Origin of the sequence: Streptomyces sp. CA2R106 (assembly GCF_037034245.1) — a bacterium.
In the GTDB taxonomy this organism is placed as follows: Bacteria; Actinomycetota; Actinomycetes; order Streptomycetales; family Streptomycetaceae; genus Actinacidiphila.
This window is the reverse complement of sequence record NZ_JBAGKC010000011.1, coordinates 72,052-90,970: the sequence shown is the minus strand read 5'-3', so window position 1 is coordinate 90,970 and position 18,919 is coordinate 72,052. Positions and strand designations below refer to the sequence as shown.

The following is an 18,919-nucleotide window of genomic DNA, read 5'->3' as shown; positions in this document are numbered from 1 at the left end:
GCGAGGCGCAGCGCCGTGCGGACAGTCGGCCGTGTGCTCGCGGTGTGGGTGGTTGCCTCGGCGACGCTCGCCGTACTCGCCGCGGTGCTGCCGGACTTCACGCTGGAGGCGCCCGGCGGCGACAGCCCCACCCAGGTCGCGGTCACCGCGGGGCTGGGGGCCGGCGCGTTCGGCGTGCTGAGCGCGCTGGTGTGGCCGCTGCTGGTCCGCGCGCTGCTGCTGGTGCCCGCGCTGGTGCTGGGCGCGCTGGTGTTCTTCCTCAACGGCTCGCTGCTGCTGGTCGCTTTGAGCCTGACCCCGCACGGCCGCAGCGAGGTCACCCCGGCCACCGCGGTGGTGATCGCCGCCGTGATGTCCGCGGCGTCCTCGGCGACGAGTACGGCGCTGGCCGTGCGCGACGACGCCGCCTACGGGCGCCGGCTGGCCCGGCTGGCCGGGCGCAGGCGGCGGCACGTCGGCGACCCGCCGCTGCCGACCACGCCCGGCACGGTCTTCCTCCAACTCGACGGTGTCGGCCACGACGTGCTGCGCGACGCGCTCACCGCCCGCCCGCCCGCGATGCCCACCGTCGCCTCCTGGCTGGACCGCACCCACCACCTCGTCGGCTGGCGCACGGACTGGAGCAGCCAGACCGGCGCCAGCCAGCTGGCGATCCTGCACGGCAGCAACCACGACGTGCCCGCCTTCCGCTGGTACGAGAAGGAGACCGGGCAGGTCATGGTCTGCAACCGGCCCTCCAGCGCGGCGGAGCTGGAGCGGCGGGCGGTGCGGCGCACCGGCTGCGGCGGGCTGCTCGCCGACGACGGGGCCAGCCGCGGCAACCTGTTCACCGGCGGCGCCGAGCAGTCCGCGCTGGTGATGTCGGTGGCGGCGCAGCGCGCGAAGTTCACCCGCTCCCGGTCGGGTTACTTCGCCTACTTCTCCGACCCGGCCAACGCGGTGCGCACCGCCTGGTCGTTCGCGGCCGAGGTGGGCCGCGAGATAGGCGAGTCCACCGCGGCCCGGCTGCGGCGCGACCGCCCGCGGATCAAGCGCGGCGGCCTGTACCCGCTGCTGCGCGCCTTCGCCACGGTCGTCGAGCGGGACGTGGCGGTGGCGGCCGTCGTCGGCGACATGCTCGCCGGGCGCACCGCGGTCTACGCCGACCTGGTCGCCTACGACGAGGTCGCCCACCACTCCGGTCCGCGCAGCCGCGACGCCCGCAAGGTGCTGGCCCGGCTGGACCGCTCGGTGCGGCTGATCGCCGACTCGGCCCGCTACGCCCCGCGCCCGTACCGGATCGTGCTGCTGTCCGACCACGGCCAGAGCGCCGGCGAGACCTTCGAGGGCGCCTACGGTACGGGGTTGCGCGAGCTGGTGCGGACCGGCTGCGGGCTGCCGGCGCACGGCAGGAGCGGCCGGCGGGCCGAGCGGCGCCGCGGCGGCGCCGAGGCGCGGACGGCGGCGCGCACCGCGCTGCGGCGCCCGGAGCGGGGCCGGCGGGCGGAGGAGGCGGAGTGCGAGGGGCCGCCGTCCGATCCGGTGGTGCTCGCCTCGGGGAACCTGGGGCTGGTGGCGTTCCCCGACATCGCCGGGCGGGCGACGCTGGAGGAACTGGAGCGGCGCTGCCCGGACCTGCTGCCGACGCTCACCGCGCACCCCGGGATCGGGTTCGTACTGGTGCGCAGTGCCGTACGGGGCCCGGTGGTGCTCGGCCGGGACGGCGCGCACGACCTGGCCACCGGGCGGGTGACCGGCGCCGACCCGCTGGCGCCGTTCGGCCCGGGCGCGGCCGCGGCGGTGCTGCGCACGGACGGCTTCCCGCACACCGCCGACCTGATGGTCAACTCCGCCTGCGACCAGGCGGCCGGCACCGTGCACGCCTTCGAGGAGCAGGCCGGTTCGCACGGCGGCCTCGGCGGGCCGCAGACCCACCCCTTCCTGCTGCACCCGGTGGAACTGCCGCTGCCGACGGCGCCGTTGGTCGGCGCACAGGCCCTGCACCAGCTCTTCCACGGCTGGCTCACCGCGCCGGGCCGGCCGTCAGGACCGGACCCGCGGTGTGGTCGTCAACTGATGGTTGACGATGAGGAGGCGTCAACCTATAGTTGACGCATGACGGAACAGCAGCAGACCGTACGACTCGACGACCTCATCGACTACGTGAAGCAGCAGAACCCCGGCGACGACCCGCTCCAGAACCTGGAGCACGCCGTGGGTGTCGCCGGACACCTCGGCGACGTCGCGGACCACCTGATCGGCCACTTCGTGGACCAGGCCCGGCGGGCCGGCGCGTCGTGGACCGACATCGGCCGGCACATGGGGGTCAGCAAGCAAGCCGCGCAGAAGCGGTTCGTGCCCAAGGCCCCGGAGGACCTCGGGCTCATGGACGGCGAGGCGGCCTTCTCCCGCTTCACCCCCCGCGCCCGCACGTCGGTGGCGTCGGCCGAGCAGGAGGCGCGCGAGGCCCGGCACTCCCTGGTCGAACCCGAGCACCTGGTGCTCGGGCTGCTCGACCAGGCCGACACCCTCGCGGTGCACGCGCTCGTCGCGCTCGGCACCACCGTGGCGGAGGTCCGCGCCGCGGTCGCCACCCCGGGGACCGAGGAACAGCCGATCATGGGCCACGTCCCGGTGAGCGCGGCCACCAAGCGCGTCCTGCAACTGGTGCTGCGCGAGGCACTGCGGCTCGGCCACAACTACATCGGTACCGAGCACATCCTGCTCGGCGTGCTCAGCGACGAACAGCAGCCCGCCGCCCAGGCGTTGACCACGCTCGGGATCACCCACGAGGCGGTCGAGCAGTGGGTGGTCGCCACGTTGGCCGCGTACGTCGAGGCCCGTCGCACCGAGCAGTGAACGTCAGCCGCCGGCGGCTGCCGCCGGGCCGGCCGGCTCACGCCTCCTTGCGCAGCGCCAGCAGCCGGTAGACCGGATCGGCTCGCGGCACGTCGGGGTCCGGCAGCAGCGACAGGCGCCGGGCCAGCGCCCCGGACTGCTCCGCGTCCAGGGCGCCGGCCGGCGCGAAGTCGCCGCGCGCCACCTTCCCGGCCGCCCACGCCGGCGACATCCCCTGGCCGTGCCCGGTGAAGCGGGCCTCGCCAGCCCGGCGCAGGCCGTGCTCGGCGCCCACCGTCAGCACCCGCAGCGTCGCGTCATGGGCGCGCGCGGGCCGGAAGGGCGCGAGGAGTTCGCTGACGTCGCTGCCCATGTCGTACCCGGCGTCATGGTCCACCGAGGCCACGAACATCCCGCCCGGCCGCAGCACCCGCGCGCACTCCGCGACCACCGCGGCCGCGTCCGGCAGCAGGTGCAGCAGCCACACCGCGCTCACCGCGTCCAGGCTCCCGTCGGCGAACGGCAGCCTGCGGCAGTCGGCCAACACCAACCCGCCGCACAGCCGTTCGGACGCCAGCCGGGTCATCCCCGATGAGAGGTCCACGCCGAGCACCCGAAGTCCCGGCCGCAGCAGCCGCTCGGTCACCAGTCCGGTGCCGCAGCCCACGTCCAGCAGGGTGCGGGCCCGTTCCGGGACCAGGGCGAGCACCGCCCGCGCCGCGGAGCCCGCGCGCGGAACACCCCCGCGGGCGGCGTCGTAGCACGCCGCCTCCACGTCGTAGTCCAGCATGACGACGAATGTACGGGCGCCGGATGAACGGCGCTCCACCCCGCGTCTTGCGGTCCGGTTACACCTGCGGGTGCTGTGCAACAGGCGGGTGTGCCGTACCCTCACGGCCGGGTCCGCACGGGGGTGCGGCGGAAGGGGGAACAGGCGCCGTGGCGGACAGGGACGGGGACCGGGACACGGGTACGGACACGGGTACGGCCGGCGGAGCGGCGGCGCGGGCGCGCGGGCGGGGCCGCCCGGACCTGGCGCGGCGGCCCTTCCCGGCGGTGGCCGCCGGCACCCCGGCCGCCCAGCGGCAGGCCCTCGCCGACCTGCGCGGATGGGCCGAGCGCGGCGCCGAGGACGCCATCGACTTTTATCTGCGGGACAAGCGGGCCAAGCGCACCGCGTCACGGCTGCTCCAGGGGCTGGCGATCCTCCTCGCGGTCGCCGGGACCGCGCTGCCGCTGGGCGCCGCCGCCACCGGCTCGGCCGGCCAGGGCTGGGGATACGTCCTGCTCGCGGCCGCGGCCGGCTGCAAGGGCTTCGACCACTTCTTCGGGCTGTCCGCGGCCTGGATGCGGGACATCGAGGCCGCGCACACGCTGCGCTTCGAACTGAGCGCGGTCCGGCTGGAGTGGGCCGCCGACGTGCTGCGGGCCGGGCCCGCCGGCCAGACCCCGCCCGACGTGCCGCTCGAACCCGCCGAGGTGGAGCGGCAGTTGGCCCTGATCGGACGGCTCGCGGCGGCCGTGCGCGGGCAGGTCGAGCGCGAGACGGCCACCTGGCAGGCCGAGTTCGGCGCGGCGACCCGGCAACTCCACGAGCAGGCCGGGCTGCCCGGGCCGCAGCACGCGCCGGGCGCCTGACCGCCGCGCCGACCGTATACCGCCCGACCGCCCGATCACCGTGCGCGGCAGGCTGGTCGACGGCTGCCGCCGCGGCCCTCAGGCCCGGTACAGCGCGTCGATCTCCGCCGCGTACACCGTCTCGATCACGCGCCGCTTCAGCTTCATCGACGGCGTCAGGGTGCCGCGCTCCTCGGAGAACTGCGCGCCCAGGATGCGGAAGGTGCGGATCGACTCGGCCTGGGAGACAAGGGTGTTGGCGGCGACCACGGCCCGCCGGATCTCCGTCTCCAGCTCGGGGTCGTGCAGCAGCTGGGTGATCGGCAGCTGCGGCTTGCCGCGCATCTGGAGCCAGTGCCTGACCGCGTCGGGGTCGAGCGTCACCAGCGCGGCGACGTAGGGGCGGTTGTTGCCGACCGCCACGCACTGGCCGACCAGCGGGTGGGCGCGCACCCGGTCCTCCAGCGGGGTCGGCGAGACCGTCTTGCCGCCGCTGGTGACCAGGACCTCCTTCTTCCGCCCGGTGATGGTCAGATAGCCGTCCTCGTCGAGGGAGCCGATGTCGCCGGTGGCCAGCCAGCCGTCCCGCAGCACCTCGGCGGTGGTCTTCTCGTCGTTGAGGTAGCCGGCGAAGACCTGCCCGCCGCCGAGCCAGATCTCGCCGTCCTCGGCGATCAGCACGGTGGTGCCCGGCACCGGCAGCCCCACCGTGCCGAACCGGGTCTGCTCCGGGGGGTTCGCGGTGGCCGCGGCGGTGGTCTCGGTCAGGCCGTAGCCCTCGTAGATGGTCACCCCGGCGCCCGCGAAGAACAGGCCGAGCCGCCGCTCCATCGCCGAACCGCCCGAGATGCCGTGCCGCACCCGGCCGCCCAGCGCGCCGCGGACCTTGCTGTAGACCAGCTTGTCGTAGAGCTGGTGCTGCATGCGCAGGCCCGCGCTCGGACCCGGCCCGGTGCCGAACGCCCTGGCCTCCTGCGCCTCGGCGTACCGCACCGCGATGTCGACGGCCTTCTCGAACGGCCCGAGCCGCCCGCTCGCCTCGGCGCTGCGGCGCGCACCCTGGAAGACCTTCTCGAAGACGTACGGCACCGCCAGCACGAACGTCGGCCGGAAGGCGGCCAGATCCGGCAGCAGGTCGGCGGCGGACATGCTCGGCTGGTGGCCGAGCTTCACCCGGGCGCGGATGCAGCCCACCTCCACCATCCGCCCGAAGACGTGCGCCAGCGGCAGGAACAGCAGCGTGGACGGCTCCTCGCCCGGCCGGCTGCGGAACACCGGCTCCCAGCGGGCCACCACGTTGTCGGTCTCGGCCATGAAGTTGGCGTGCGTGATCACACAGCCCTTGGGGCGGCCGACCGTGCCCGAGGTGTAGATGATCGTGGCGACCGCGTCCGGCGTCACCGCGAGCCGGTGCCGCTCCACCACGTCGTCGGCCAGATGGCTCCCGGCCGCGCTCAGTTCCGCGACGCAGTCGGCGTCCAGCTGCCACAGCCGGGTCAGCCGGGGCAGTTCGTCGACGGCCGCGCCGATCGTCATCGCGTGGTCGCCGTGCTCCACGACCGCGGCGACCGCCTCCGAGTCGTGCAGCATCCACCGCACCTGCTCGGAGGAGGAGGTCGGGTACACCGGGACCGGCTGCGCGCCGATCGACCACAGCGCGAAGTCGAAGAGCGTCCACTCATAGCGGGTCCTGGACATGATCGCGACGCGGTCGCCGAACCGGATGCCCTCGGCGAGCAGGCCCTTGGCCACCGCCAGCACCTCGTCGCGGAACTCCGCGGCCGTCACGTCGCGCCAGCCGCCCTGCCCGTCCGCACGCCCGAGCACCACCTGGCCGGGGTGGTCCCGGCCGTTGCCGTAGACGGCATCGGCCAGCCCTCCCGCCTGCGGCGTCGTGACCAGTGGGGGGACAGTGAACTGACGCAACTGTGGTTCTCCTATGGGGCCCTTCTGCGAGCCCGTAAGCTACCTGATCCCTGTCACCCGCGGGAGGGGCCGGACAGTACCCGCTCGGTCACTCATCCATGCGTTCCCACCACGGGTTACCGGTCGTAGCAGGGTAGGCGCCCGGTCGTCGGGACCGACCCGTGGGCGGCGCGGAACACGGATCTCCACCAAACCTGCCCTGGTCGAGCACGCCCACTCCACCCCGATTGCGCGGACGTGCGCCCTGGTCAGCGCTTTCGCGTCACTGGCGGGTGCCCGCCCCTCCCGTGCCCCCGCCTGCCGCGCTCACGCCTGCCGCGCTCACGCCTCCAGCGGCCGGTGCAGGGTGTCCCCGGCGGCGAGGAGCGCCCGCGACAGCGCGGCGGACGCCTCCTGCGCCGCGCCGCGGGGCGCGCCGTGCAGCAGGACGAAGTCCACGCCGCCCAGTTCCGGCAGCCCCGCGGCGCGCGGCGGCAGCCGCACCAGCCCGGCCGGTACGAGCGAGCGGGCGTGCGCCATCACGCCCAACCCCGCGCGGGCGGCCGCGACCAGGCCGCTGAGCGACGCGCTGGTGCAGACCACCCGCCAGGTCCGGCCCTGCCGCTCCAGCACCTCCAGCGCGCGGGCCCGGGTGATCCCGGGAGCGGGGAAGACGATCAGCGGCACCGGACGCCGCGGGTCCAGCCGCAGCCGCTCACTGCCGATCCACACCAGCGTGTCCTGGTAGACCAGTTGCCCCGGGCCGTCCGGCCCCGACCGCTTGGCCAGGCACAGGTCCAACTGCCCCGCGTCCAGCATCCGGTGCAGGATGCCCGACAGCTCGACGGTCAACTCCAGGTCCACCTCGGGGTGTTCCTGCCGGAAGGCGGCCAGGATCTCCGGCAGCCGGGTGAGCACGAAGTCCTCGGAGACGCCGAACCGCAGCCGCCCGCGCAGCCGGGTGCCCGCGAAGAAGCCGGCCGCCCGCTCGTTGGCGGCCAGGATCGTGCGGGCGAAGCCGAGCATGGCCTCGCCGTCCTCGGTCAGCTCCACGCCGTGGGTGTCCCGCAGGAACAGCCGGCAGCCCGCGACCTCCTCCAGCCGCCGCACATGCTGGCTGACCGTGGACTGCCGCAGCTCCAGGCGCCTGGCGGCCTGCGTGAAGCTCAGGGTCTGGGCGACGGCCAGGAACGTGCGTAGCTGCACCGGTTCGAACACGCCACCCATCCTAGCGGCGGTCATCGCGATTTGTGATGACAGTCAGTGCGGTGAGTTGGCTTGCCGATGTCGCTGGTGGCGGGCAGGGTGGAGGCGTGCCCAGCCCCACCGGGAACCCGTCCCGCCGCAAGAACCCCGCTGCCGTGCTCCTGCGGCGCCTGCCCGTCGACCCGTACGTCGCCGCGCTGCTGTCCACCGTGCTGCTCGCCGCGCTGCTGCCCGCCACCGGCAGCGGGGCGCATGTCGCGAGCGGCGCCTCCGACGTCGCCGTGGGCCTGCTCTTCTTCCTCTACGGCAGCCGGCTGTCCACCGGCGAGGCGATGGCCGGCCTGCGGCACTGGCGGCTGCACCTGGCGGTGCTCGCCGCCACTTTCGCCGTCTTCCCGCTGCTCGGGCTGGCCGCGCGCGGCCTGGTGCCCCACGTCCTCGCGCCCGAGCTCTACCCCGGCTTCCTCTTCCTGTGCGTGCTGCCCTCCACCATCCAGTCCTCGATCGCCTTCACCTCGATCGCCCGCGGCAACGTGGCCGCCGCGATCTGCGCCGGCTCCTTCTCCAGCCTCGCCGGGATCGTGCTCACCCCGCTGCTGGCCGCGCTGCTGATCGGGGGCGACGCGGGCGTCAGCGGGCACGCCGTGACCGGTATCGCGCTCCAGCTCCTCGCGCCCTTCCTCGCCGGACAGCTGCTGCGCCGCTGGACCGCGCCGCTGCTCGCCCGCCACCGCAAGGCGCTCGGCTACGTCGACCGCGGCTCGATCCTGCTCGTGGTCTACACCGCCTTCAGCGAGGGCATGGCGGAGGGCATCTGGCACCAGGTGGCGGTGCCGCGGCTGCTGGAACTCCTGGCCGCCGAGGCCGCGCTGCTCGCACTGATGCTGACGGCCACCTCCTACGGCGCCCGCGCACTCGGGTTCGGCCGGGCGGACCGGATCACCGTGGTGTTCGCCGGGTCCAAGAAGAGCCTGGCCTCCGGGCTGCCCATGGCCACGGTGCTGTTCGGCTCGGGCGCGGGCCTGGCGGTGCTGCCGCTGATGCTCTTCCACCAGATGCAGCTGATGGTCTGCGCGGTGATCGCGAAGCGGTGGGCGCGCGATGCGGAGGCCGGGCAGGACGAGGCGGGGCAGGAGGAGGCCGGGCTACGGTTGCCCGGTGACTCAGGAGAAGGCGTGGGGGACGGCCCGGCGGACGAACGGTTCCGGACCGGGGGCGTCGCCGCAGCGGGCGGCGGCGGACAGGGCTGACCGGGGAGGCGACGGGAGCGGTGACGGGGGCGGCGGTGACGGCAGCGGCTGGGGCGGTGACCTGCGTCCGCCGGAGGCCGAGACCGACGAGCGGACCACCCTGCTGACCTTCCTCGGCTACCTGCGCGAGTCGCTGATCCGCAAGGCCGAGGGCGTCCCCGACGACGTGGCGCGGACACCCGCGGTGCCGTCGGGCACCAGCCTGACCGGCATGCTGCGGCACCTGGCCGCCGTCGAGCTGAACTGGTTCGTGTGGGCGTACGCCGGCGAGGGCGGCGCCGAGCCGTGGGACGACGAACTGGCCGCCCCCGACGGCGACACCGTCGCGGCGGCCGCGGCGGCGTACCGGGAGGCCGCGCGCCGGGCCGACGCGGTGGTGCGGGGCTGTACGGACCTGGCGCGGCCGGGGGCGCGCTCGCTGCGGGAGACGCCCGCGCCGTCGATGCGGTGGGTGCTGGTGCACATGGTCGAGGAGACCGGCCGGCACGCCGGGCACGCGGACATCCTGCGGGAGCTGTACGACGGGTCGGTGGGGCGCTGACCCGGGCGGCCGCGTACCGACCGGCCGCCTACCCGCAGCGCTCCGGCGGGCGTCAGTCCCGTACGGGCGCGGCGGGCGCGGGCGCGGCCGCCGGGGCGAAGCGCTCCTCGCCGGCGTAGACGTTCATCGAACTGCCGCGCAGGAAGCCGACCAGGGTCAGCCCCGACTCCGCGGCCAGGTCCACCGCGAGCGAGGACGGCGCGGAGACCGCCGCCAGCACCGGGATACCGGCCATCACCGCCTTCTGCACCAGCTCGAACGAGGCCCGCCCCGACACCATCAGCACCCGCCCGGCCAGCGGCAGCAGCCCCTCCCGCAGCGCCCGTCCGACCAGCTTGTCCACCGCGTTGTGCCGCCCGACGTCCTCGCGTACGTCCAGCAGCTCCCCGTCGCCGTCGAACAGCGCCGCCGCGTGCAGGCCCCCCGTACGGTCGAACACGCTCTGCGCCGCCCGCAGCCGCTCCGGCAGCGCGCTCAGCAACTCGGGTGTCAGGCGCGGCAGTCCCGGATCGAGCGGCGGCATACGGCTCGCGGTGCGCACCGCGTCCAGGCTCGCCTTGCCGCACAGGCCGCAGGAGGACGAGGTGTACACGTTCCGCTCCAGGGCGATGTCCGGGAGCGGCACGCCGGGGGCGAGAGCCACGTCCACCACGTTGTACGTGTTGCCGCCGTCGGCGGTGGCGCCCGCGCAGTACACCACACTGGCCACGTCCTCCGCTCGGGCCAGCACCCCTTCGCTGACCAGGAAGCCGACCGCGAGCGCGAAGTCGTCGCCCGGGGTGCGCATGGTGATCGCCAGCGGGCGGCCGTTCAGCCGGATCTCCAGCGGCTCCTCGGCCACCAGCGTGTCCGCGCGGTGCCCGGCCGCGCCGTCCCTGATCCGCAGTATCCGCCGCCGCTCGGTGACGCGTCCCATGCCGTACCCGTCCTGGTGGTCTCGTCGGTTCCGGCCGGTGCTGCCCGCCGTCGGCCGGTTGTCGCGGTTGTCCCGTCGGGCCGCCCCGCCCGCGCACCTTGCCATAGGGTGTGCCAGGCAGAAATCGGACCACCACGGACTTCCCAGGATGGCAGACCGCATGACAGACCAGCCGACGCCGGCCGCAGAACACACCCTGGGCGGAAACGAACAGGCCCTGGCGAAGCTGCGCACCCTGCGCGGCAGCATCGACAACCTCGACGCGGCCCTCGTCCACCTGCTCGCCGAGCGCTTCAAGTGCACGCAGGAAGTGGGGGAGTTGAAGGCCGCGCACGACCTGCCGGCCGCCGACCCCGCACGCGAGGCCGACCAGATCGCCCGACTGCGGCGACTGGCGGCCGACGCCCGCCTCGACCCGGCCTTCGCCGAGAAGTTCCTCAACTTCATCATCGACGAGGTCGTCCGCCACCACCGGGCGATCGCCGCCCGCCAGGACGGCTCCGCGGAGGCGTGACCCGCCCCGCACCGTCCCTCCCCGCGGCCCCCGCGGCCGGGCGCCGCACCCCCTGCGCCCACCGGAATCCCAGGTGAGGAGCACCCCGAATCCTTGGTATCGTGGAGTCGTCACCGAGACCCACCGGTCCCGGCGGCTCCACCGGTCCGGGTGGCGGAATGGCAGACGCGCTAGCTTGAGGTGCTAGTGCCCTTTATCGGGCGTGGGGGTTCAAGTCCCCCCTCGGACACCGCGAAAACCCCTGTTGATCAGGGGTTTTTCTGTTTTCGGCGGCCGGCGCGGACCGGCAGCGCCCGATCTGGGCGCGATCGGGGTTCGGCCGGTGCTCGGTCCGCGCTCGGTGCGGCCTCGGTCAGGGCTTTCGCAGGGCTTCGGCGAGCATCACGATGATGCCGCTGGGGCCGCGGACGTAGGTGAGTTTGTAGATGTCCTCGTAGGTGGCCACACCGCGCAGGGGGTGGCAGCCGTGTCGCGCCGCGGTCGCGAGGGCCTCGTCGAGGTTGTCGACGGAGAAGGCGACGCGGTGCATGCCGATCTCGTTCGGGCGCGTGGGCTGCGTCTCGATCGCCTCGGGGTGGAGGTACTCGAAGAGTTCGAGCCGGCCGTGGCCGTCGGGCGTCTGGAGCATGGCGATCCTGGCGTGGTTGCCGTCGAGGCCGACCGCGGTGTCGGTCCACTCGCCGCTGACCGTGTCCCGGCCGAGGACGGTGAGGCCGAGGTCGGTGAAGAAGGCGATCGCGGCTTCGAGGTCCCGGACGGCGATGCCGACGTTCTCGAGTCTGATGGGCATGCCTCGCATGCTAGGCCCGGCGGCCGGGCGGGATGCGTCAGACGGCCTGGCCCGCCGGGGTGAAGTAGTCGCCGTGGGCGAGGTCGTCGAGGAGGGTCGGGTGGGTGGGGGTCCAGCGCAGCAACTCCTGGGTGCGGGCGCTGGATACGGGGGAGTCGTGGGCGTAGAGGCGTGCCATGAACGGGGAGGCGTAGTGGCCTGAGGCCTGGTCCGGGGTGAGGGAGCGGGTGGGGACGGCCAGTTCGTCGGCGATGGCCTGCGCGATGTGCCGCAGGGGCACCCCGGTCTCGGCCACGCCGTGCAGCACGCTGCCCGCGGGGGCGCCCTCCAGGGCCAGCCGGAAGAGGACGGCCGCGTCGCGGCGGTGGACGGCGGGCCAGCGGTTGGCGCCGTCGCCGACGTACGCGGAGCAGCCGGTCGCGCGGGCGGTGGCGATGAGCATGGGGACGAAGCCGTGGTCGCGCGGCCCGTGGACGGTGGGTGCCAGGCGGACCACGCTCGCGCGGACCCCCCGGTCGGCGAAGTCCAGGCAGGCCCGCTCGCCCGCGATGCGGAAGGCGGCGATCCCGGAGGCGTCGGGGGCGTCCTGTTCGGTGGTCTCGCGGCCCTCGGGCATGACGAGCGTGCCCGAGGTGACGACGAGCGGCTTGCCGGTGTGCTCCAGCGGCCCGCCGAGCGCCTCGATCGCCGTCCGGTCGCGCCGCTTCATGTCGTCGAGGTCGGAGAAGTCGCCCCCGTAGGCCATGTGCAGCACGCCGTCGGCGGCCTCCGCGCCCCGGCGCAGGCTGTCGTGGTCGTCGAGCGAGCCGCGGTGCACCGCCGCGCCCAGCGCTTCCAGGGTGGCCGCGCCGGCGTCCGAGCGGGCCAGGCCGGTGACGTCGTGGCCGGCTGCGACGAGTTCGGCGACGACGGCGGGACCGGTCTGGCCGGTGCCGCCGGTGACGAAGATGCGCATGGGGCGCCTTTCGGTAGGTCGGGGATGGGGGCGACGGGTGGGTCCGCCGCGGTGCGACGGCCGGGCGGAAGGGGAGCCCCGGCCCGTAGCGCCAGTCACTGACTCTAAGTAGCGCCAGTCACTGGCGTCAAGTAGTGCCAGTGACTGGCACATGGGGTACGTTCGAGAGGTGCCACGTAGCGGAGCAGAAGCGCGCCGCCGCCTCCAGCAGGCGGCCCTGGAGCTGTACCGGGAGCGCGGGTTCGACCGGACCACCACCGCCGAGATCGCCGCGCGCGCGGGTGTGAACGAGCGGACCTTCTTCCGGCACTTCCCCGACAAGCGGGAGGTCCTCTTCGACGGCGAGGCCGACCTGCGGGCCGCGCTCACCCGCGAGGTCGCCGCCGCCCCCGCGGACCTGCCGCCCCTCGCCGTACTGCTGCGGGCCTTCCGCAAGGCCGCGCGGATACTGGAGGACAACCGGCCGTTCGCCGAGCCGCGGCTCGCGCTCATCGCCGAGACCCCGGCGCTGCGCGAACGCGACCTGGCCAAGGGCGCGGCGGTGTCCGAAGCCCTTGCCGAGGCACTGCGCGGGCGCGGCGTCCCCGACCGGAAGGCCGACCTGGCCGCGCGGACCGGCTGGGCCGCCTTCCACCACGCCGCCCAGGCGTGGATCGACGACTCCGCCCCGGGCGACCTGGCCGAGGGCGGTTCGGCTGCGGGCGGCTCCGCGCAGGGGCTCGACCGGCACCTGCTGCGGGCCTTCGAGGACCTGCGGTCGCTGGCGGCGCAGGGGCGCTGAGCACGTCCTCGGCCTCGGCTGACGGCTGCTCACCTTGCTGTGCGGAGAGCCCAGGAGGGCCCTGGACGGACGGCGGTACAGGCCGGGGCGGGCGGCTGCCGTGGCCGTGACCTGTGGCCCGTTCGCTCGGGAGGGTGAACATCGCGGGGGGTGGGAACAGCGGTGGGGCGCCGGGGCTTGATACCGGCATGAGGATCTTTCGTACGTATGCGCGGGTGTATGGCAGCGACCTGGACGCGGTGGCGGTGCCGCTCGGCGAGATGACCGGGGAGCCGGTCACCGGCCGGTTCGCGCTGCCGAACGGGCTGGAGCTGGCCGCTGTCGGCCGGGTGCTGGTGGTGGCGGGGGAGGAGCAGACCCTGGCTCCCTACCGGGAGACGTCGGCGACACTGATCGTGGACGACCTCGACGCGTGCCTGGCGCTGCTCGATCAGGTGGGGGCGCGGGTCATACGGGGCCCGCAGGAGGTCCCCACCGGAAGGAATCTGACGGCCCGGCTGCCGGGCGGGGCCCAGATCGAGTACGTCGAGTGGGACGACGCGCAGTGGGAGCGGGCCGGTGGCCGCCCGGCCGGGTGAGGCGGCCCGGGCGCCGGGGCGCGGTCGTGGCGGGCGCCGGGGTCGCCGCGGCTACGGCTGCGGCTGCGGGCTGCTCCGGGTCCTCATCGCGTCATGCCTTCGGGTCGTCCGAGCGGTCGGCCGCCGGCCGCTGGGCGGTCCAGGAGGTGAGGATGCGCAGGGCGTCGTGCGAGGGGGAGTCCGGTTCGGCGGTGAGGATCATCAGCCGCTGGCCGGAGCCGTCCGGGCTGGCCCAGGTGTCGCAGTCGAGGGTGAGATCGCCGACGAGAGGGTGGTGGTAGTGCTTGGTGCCGTAACTGGCGCTGTTGACGCGGTGTTCGGCCCACCAGGTGAGGAAGTCCGGGTCCTGGAGGGACAGTTCGCCGACGAGCTGGGCGAGGTCCGGGTCGTCGGGGTCGGCGGCGGCCTCCATCCGCAGGGCGGCGACGGCCTCGCGGGCGTCATGGGCCCAGTTCCGGTGCAGGGCGCGTATCCCGGGGTGGGTGAAGACCAGCCGCAGGTAGTTGCGGCGGTGGGCCGGCAGGTCCGCGAAGTCCGTGTAGAGGGCCACGGCCGCGGGGTTCCACGCCAGGACGTCGAGCCGCTTGCCGAGGACCAGCGCGGGGCTCTCGGTGAGCTGATCGAGCAGGCGCCGCATGGGCGGGCGCAGGCGCTGGGCGGTGCGGCGGCGGCGCGGGCGGGCGTCGGTGCGGCCGGCGATCTCGTAGAGGTACCGCTGCTGGTCGTCGTCGAGGCGCAGTGCGCGGGCCAGGGTGGTGAGCACCGGGACGGACGCCCGGACCCGGCCCTGCTCCAGCCGCGTGTAGTAGTCGACGCTGATGGCGGCGAGCTGGGCCACCTCCTCGCGGCGCAGCCCGGCCACCCGGCGGGCCGCGTCGCTCTCCGGCAGGCCGCACTCCCGTGGGGTCAGCTGCGCCCGGCGGGCCTTGAGGAAGGCGCCGAGCGCCCGGGAGTCGGAGTCCGAGGTCATGGTCCCCAGTCTCCGCACGCGACGGTGGCCGGGGCAAACGCCGAAGGGGGGCACGTTCTTTCCCGGGCAGGAACCTGTCTCTCCCGCACCCGCGCCGACCGGTCGAATGTGGAGATGTGCCCGGCGGGGCACGGGCCCCGGCCCACCGCCCCCGCCCCTCGCCCCGCCTCCAGGGCACGCGTCAGCACCGTCAGCGTCACCCTTGCGAGGAGAGCACCATGGCCAGGACCAACGTCAGCTTCGACAGCGCCGGCATCCGCATCGCCGCCCACCTCTACACCCCCGACACCGCACCCGGCGCCGCCTCCGACACCGCACCCGGAGCCGCTTCCGCCGCCTCCGGTACGTCCTCCGTCGCGGACCGGCGTCCGGCACTCGTCGTCGGCCACCCCGGCGCGGGCGTCAAGGAGCAGACCGCCGGGACGTACGCCCAGCGCATGGCCGAGCGCGGCTTCGTCACCCTCGCCTTCGACGCCGCCTACCAGGGCGAGTCCGCGGGCCTGCCGCGCGGCCTGGAGGACCCGGCCCAGCGGGTGGAGGACTTCAAGGCCGCCGTGTCCTTCCTCACCACCCGTGAGGAGGTCGACCCCGACCGCATCGGCCTGCTGGGCATCTGCGCCTCCGGCGGCTACACCCTCACCGCGGCCGGGGGCGACCACCGCGTCAAGGCGGTCGCGACCGTCTCGGGTGTCGACATCGCCCGGCAGTTCCGGCTCGGTGCCGACGGCACCCAGGACCCGGCCGCCTTCCAGGGCATGCTGGACGCCGCAGGCCAGGCCCGTACCGCCGCCGCCCGCGGTGAGGACCCGGGCGCCCTGCCGGTCTTCCCCGAGACCGCCGAGCAGGCCGCCGCCGTCGGGGGCGAGCACGCGGCCGAGGGCTTCGACTACTACTGCACCGACCGGGGCCGCCACGAGCGCTCCGCGCGGACCCTGGCCTGGCCGAGCATCGACAAGATGGCCGCCTTCGACGCCTTCCAGGCGGTGCCCCTGATCGGCCCGCGACCGCTGCTCCAGGTCGTCGGCAGCCGCGCGGTCACCTCCTGGATGGCCGTCGACGTCCACCAGCGCGCCACCGGCCCGAAGGAACTGCACTGGATCGAGGGCGCCAGCCACGTGGACCTCTACGACCGCAAGCAGTACCTCGACCCGGCCGTCGAGAGGCTCGCCGCGTTCTACACGGCCCACCTCGCCGCCGCCCGCTGAGGGTCCGCGGGGTGCCGCGGGATGCGGCGGGGCGCCGCGGGGTCTGGCGCGGGGCACTCCCGGGGCGGCCCGGACCGCTGCGCACCGCGGCAACGCACCGACTGCGGCCAACAGCCGTCCCTCGGGTGACTTCCCGTGACAGCATGTGGGGACTTCATCCGAAGAAGGGGGAGCAGGGACTTGGTGGCGCCGGGCTTGTTCGTCGACCGTACGGAGACGATGGCGGAGCTGCACGCGCTCGCCACCGGGCAGCGCCGGGACCGGGCCGGCTGGGCCATGCTGGTCGGCGGCCCGCCGGGCATCGGGAAGTCGGCGCTCCTGGCGGAGTACCAGCAGCAGCTCACGGCCGGCGGGCTGAACCGGGTCTACTCGGTGCGGTGCCACCCCGGCATCGGCCCCGGGCTGACCTACGGGCCGGTGACCGAACTGCTCACGCTGTTCGCGCGGGAGTCCGCGGGCGGGCGCCGGCGGCTGAAGCGCGCGCTCAAGCAGGCCGGTCAGCAGGTCCTCGACTACGGCCCGGCGCTGCTGTCGATGCTGGTCCCCGGTCTCGGCGAGGCCTTCGCGGTGGGCCGCGACCTCACCCGCGCCTCGGTGTCGTCCGGGTCCATCCCGTTCGACAGCCTGGTGCCCTTCCAGCAGGGCGCCGCCATGCGGATCGTGGACGAGCTCGTGCGGCTGATGGGCGAGGACGGGCCGGCGGTGGTGATCGTCGACGACATGGAGCACATCGACCACAGCAGTCTGCTGGTCCTGGACTACCTGCTGCGCCGGGCCCGGTCGGCCGGGTTCGGCCTGCTGCTCAGCCACACCACGGGCAGCGGCCCGGCCTCCGGTTCGGGTGCCGCTGTCGAGGAGCTGCTCTACCGCTGGCAGCTGGACGGGCTGGTGGACCGCCGCGTGCTGCCGGGCCTGCCGGCGGAGGCCGTCCGCGAACTGGTGGTGAGCGTCCACCCGACGGCGCCGCCGGAGCTGTCCACCCGGCTGAGCCAGGTGACCGCGGGGCACTCGGTGTTCGTCAAGCTGTGCCTGGACGCGTGGAAGGAGGAGCAGGGCGCGGAGGTCACGATCCCCAGCACCCTGACCCGGGTCGTCGAGGCCCGGCTCGCCCACCTCACCGAAGCCGACCAGGAACTGCTGACCGTCGGCGCCACCGAGGGCAGTGTCTTCCTGTCCCGGACCGCGGCGTCCGTCCTGGAGCAGTCGCACGACCGGGTGATGGAGCAGTTGCGGAAGATCAGGGAGAACACCGAACTGCTGGTGCAGCACCCCCTGCCGGCCTGGGCGCGCGCGGACGTCAGCGACTGCTACGCCTTCACCTACCAGGCGTTGTGGAGCGTGGTCTACCAGCGGCAGACCCCCGAGCAGCGCAGGTCCCGCCATGAGCGCATCGCCGCGGCACTCGCGGCGCAGGCCCAGGGGGAGCCGCTGCTGGGGCGGCGGCTGGAGATCGCCCGCCACCTCAAGCGGGGCGGCAGCCAGTGCCTGGCCGCCTGTTCGGACGCCTACTACGGGCTGGCCCGGGACGCGGCGGTGGACGGCCTGTCGTTCTCCGAGGCCGAACAGCACTGCGAGGAGGCCATCCGTACGGCCCGGGAGCTGCCGCCGACGGTGCCGGGGCGCGACCGCCGCCTCGTGCTGGCCGTCGAACTGCTGCTCTCGCTGTCGGAAGTGCGCTGGCGCGGCCAGCACCGGGACGCCGGAGTGCCGGACATCGACGGCCTCGCCGCGGAGGCGGAGGAAGCGGCCGCCCGGTGCGGCGACCGCGACCTCATGATCCGTACCACCCTGATGCGTGGGAAGACCCAACTGGCGACGCGGGGGCTGGTCCCGGGGTTGGAGAAGCTGCGCCGCGCGGTGGAGCTCGCGGAGGAGCACGGCGACCCGGTGGCGCTGTTCGTCGCCCGGGTGGAGTACGGGCGCCAGGTCTCCAAGCGGCGGCTCGAGGAGGGCCTCGCGCAGTTGGAGGAAGCGGAGCGGATGTACGCCGCCGACCCCCGGCTGGGCGGCAGCGGCGACCCGGTGCTCCAGCACGCGCGCAACCTCGCCGAGATGCAGTTGGGCATCTCGCTCTTCGACAGCGGCCGGCTGACCGAGGCGGTGACCCGGCTGCGGCGCTGCGTCGACCGGCTGCGGGGCGAGACCCTCAAGGCGGAGCTGCCGATCGCCCTGAACTACCTCGCCCAGGTCCTCACCGGCCTCGGGCAGGAGCAGCCGGCCGCCGACGTCCTGCGCGAGGCACTCGACTTCGAGGTCCGGCGCGGCGGTGACAGCGGCTGGCACGCCTACAACACGGCGCTGCTCGCCCAGCTGTACTCCCACGACCCGCAGCGCGCGGAGGAGACCCTCGCGCTCGCCGCCGACGCGTGGGCCGAGACCGAGCGGACCTGGCTGGCGAACCTGGTGCCGATCGTCCGGAACCTCTACGCGGACGTGCTGCTGCGCGTCGCGCGGCAGCGGGCGGAACTCCTGGAGCAGGCCGACCGGCTTGCCGTCGACACGATCCGTGAGACGGCGCACAGTGGGATGATCAGGAGCACGATCGCGGCGCACTCGCTGCGCAGCCGGACCTTCCTGCGAAAGGGGGACACCGTGGCGGCGGTGGCCGAAGCCGAGGAAGCACTGCGCATCCTGGACGAGGTCGGGCCCATGCCCGCCCTGCGCACGGAGGAGGTCCTCTACCACGCCGGCGTCGCCATGCGGCGCGGCGGCCGGGCCGCACAGGCGGACGGCCTGCTGGATCGAGCCCGCGAAGAGGTCGCGCGCAAACGGGCGCTGATCACCGATCCGGCGATGCGCGAGTCGTTCGGCGCGGAGCGGTTGAACCGGGTGATCCTCGGCGAGGGCGGGGGCGCGGCATGACGGGGAACCCGG

Annotated in this window: 17 protein-coding genes and 1 tRNA gene; 11 read left to right on the top strand and 7 right to left on the bottom strand. The window is 74.5% G+C overall.

What is annotated here, in order from left to right; genetic code table 11:
- Positions 1-15 precede the first annotated feature (15 nt).
- Positions 16-2,091, top strand: a complete 2,076-nt coding sequence (locus tag WA788_RS18620) for an alkaline phosphatase family protein (protein ID WP_443034057.1) — start codon at positions 16-18, stop codon at positions 2,089-2,091.
- Between the two features lie 3 nt (positions 2,092-2,094).
- Positions 2,095-2,838, top strand: coding sequence for a Clp protease N-terminal domain-containing protein (locus tag WA788_RS18615; protein ID WP_335978680.1), 744 nt, complete (start codon positions 2,095-2,097; stop codon positions 2,836-2,838).
- 37 nt (positions 2,839-2,875) lie between these two features.
- Here WA788_RS18615 and WA788_RS18610 read toward each other — a convergent pair whose 3' ends face one another.
- A complete protein-coding gene (locus WA788_RS18610; protein ID WP_335978678.1) occupies positions 2,876-3,607 on the bottom strand; it encodes a class I SAM-dependent methyltransferase in 732 nt (243 codons plus the stop codon).
- Positions 3,608-3,756: 149 nt separating this feature from the next.
- Here WA788_RS18610 and WA788_RS18605 point away from each other — a divergent pair, with 149 nt between their 5' ends.
- Complete coding sequence (locus WA788_RS18605; protein WP_335978676.1) at positions 3,757-4,455, top strand: SLATT domain-containing protein; 699 nt, start codon at positions 3,757-3,759, stop codon at positions 4,453-4,455.
- Between the two features lie 78 nt (positions 4,456-4,533).
- Here WA788_RS18605 and WA788_RS18600 read toward each other — a convergent pair whose 3' ends face one another.
- Together WA788_RS18600 and WA788_RS18595 are read right to left on the bottom strand one after the other, a co-directional pair.
- The gene (locus WA788_RS18600; RefSeq protein ID WP_335978674.1) at positions 4,534-6,360 is read right to left on the bottom strand and encodes an AMP-dependent synthetase/ligase; all 1,827 of its coding nucleotides are present in this window, start codon (positions 6,358-6,360) and stop codon (positions 4,534-4,536) included.
- A 321-nt stretch (positions 6,361-6,681) separates the two neighbouring features.
- The gene (locus tag WA788_RS18595) at positions 6,682-7,557 is read right to left on the bottom strand and encodes a LysR substrate-binding domain-containing protein (protein WP_443034056.1); all 876 of its coding nucleotides are present in this window, start codon (positions 7,555-7,557) and stop codon (positions 6,682-6,684) included.
- Positions 7,558-7,715: 158 nt separating this feature from the next.
- On the opposite strand from WA788_RS18595, the gene WA788_RS18590 reads away from it, so the two are divergent.
- Both WA788_RS18590 and WA788_RS18585 read left to right on the top strand, forming a co-directional pair.
- Positions 7,716-8,795 carry a bile acid:sodium symporter family protein gene (locus tag WA788_RS18590; RefSeq protein WP_335978834.1) on the top strand — a complete coding sequence of 360 codons (1,080 nt, stop codon included), beginning with the start codon at positions 7,716-7,718 and terminating at the stop codon, positions 8,793-8,795.
- Positions 8,704-9,336: a DinB family protein gene (locus WA788_RS18585; RefSeq protein ID WP_335978672.1), complete on the top strand. Its 633-nt coding sequence runs from the start codon at positions 8,704-8,706 to the stop codon at positions 9,334-9,336. Before WA788_RS18590 ends, WA788_RS18585 begins: the two co-directional genes overlap by 92 nt.
- A 52-nt stretch (positions 9,337-9,388) precedes the next feature.
- Here the strand turns inward: WA788_RS18585 and fdhD are convergent, their stop codons facing one another.
- Positions 9,389-10,252 carry a formate dehydrogenase accessory sulfurtransferase FdhD gene (gene fdhD, locus WA788_RS18580; protein ID WP_335978671.1) on the bottom strand — a complete coding sequence of 288 codons (864 nt, stop codon included), beginning with the start codon at positions 10,250-10,252 and terminating at the stop codon, positions 9,389-9,391.
- A 160-nt stretch (positions 10,253-10,412) separates the two neighbouring features.
- On the opposite strand from fdhD, the gene WA788_RS18575 reads away from it, so the two are divergent.
- Positions 10,413-10,766 carry a chorismate mutase gene (locus tag WA788_RS18575; RefSeq protein ID WP_335978670.1) on the top strand — a complete coding sequence of 118 codons (354 nt, stop codon included), beginning with the start codon at positions 10,413-10,415 and terminating at the stop codon, positions 10,764-10,766.
- Between the two features lie 144 nt (positions 10,767-10,910).
- Positions 10,911-10,995, top strand: a tRNA-Leu gene (locus tag WA788_RS18570).
- A gap of 123 nt (positions 10,996-11,118) precedes the next feature.
- Here WA788_RS18570 and WA788_RS18565 read toward each other — a convergent pair.
- Together WA788_RS18565 and WA788_RS18560 are read right to left on the bottom strand one after the other, a co-directional pair.
- A complete protein-coding gene (locus WA788_RS18565) occupies positions 11,119-11,556 on the bottom strand; it encodes a VOC family protein (protein WP_335978669.1) in 438 nt (145 codons plus the stop codon).
- Between the two features lie 37 nt (positions 11,557-11,593).
- Entirely contained in the window at positions 11,594-12,511 is a 918-nt protein-coding gene (locus tag WA788_RS18560; protein ID WP_335978667.1) for an SDR family oxidoreductase, read from the bottom strand.
- Between the two features lie 169 nt (positions 12,512-12,680).
- Here WA788_RS18560 and WA788_RS18555 point away from each other — a divergent pair, with 169 nt between their 5' ends.
- Together WA788_RS18555 and WA788_RS18550 are read left to right on the top strand one after the other, a co-directional pair.
- Complete coding sequence (locus WA788_RS18555; protein WP_335978665.1) at positions 12,681-13,292, top strand: TetR family transcriptional regulator; 612 nt, start codon at positions 12,681-12,683, stop codon at positions 13,290-13,292.
- Positions 13,293-13,480: 188 nt separating this feature from the next.
- Entirely contained in the window at positions 13,481-13,870 is a 390-nt protein-coding gene (locus WA788_RS18550) for a VOC family protein (RefSeq protein ID WP_335978663.1), read from the top strand.
- Between the two features lie 91 nt (positions 13,871-13,961).
- Here WA788_RS18550 and WA788_RS18545 read toward each other — a convergent pair whose 3' ends face one another.
- Positions 13,962-14,840, bottom strand: coding sequence for a helix-turn-helix domain-containing protein (locus WA788_RS18545; protein ID WP_335978662.1), 879 nt, complete (start codon positions 14,838-14,840; stop codon positions 13,962-13,964).
- 218 nt (positions 14,841-15,058) lie between these two features.
- Here WA788_RS18545 and WA788_RS18540 point away from each other — a divergent pair, with 218 nt between their 5' ends.
- On the top strand, positions 15,059-16,045 hold the full coding sequence (locus WA788_RS18540) for an alpha/beta hydrolase (RefSeq protein WP_335978661.1): 987 nt from the start codon (positions 15,059-15,061) through the stop codon (positions 16,043-16,045).
- A 183-nt stretch (positions 16,046-16,228) separates the two neighbouring features.
- A complete protein-coding gene (locus tag WA788_RS18535) occupies positions 16,229-18,907 on the top strand; it encodes an AAA family ATPase (protein WP_335978659.1) in 2,679 nt (892 codons plus the stop codon).
- The last annotated feature ends 12 nt before the right edge of the window (positions 18,908-18,919 follow it).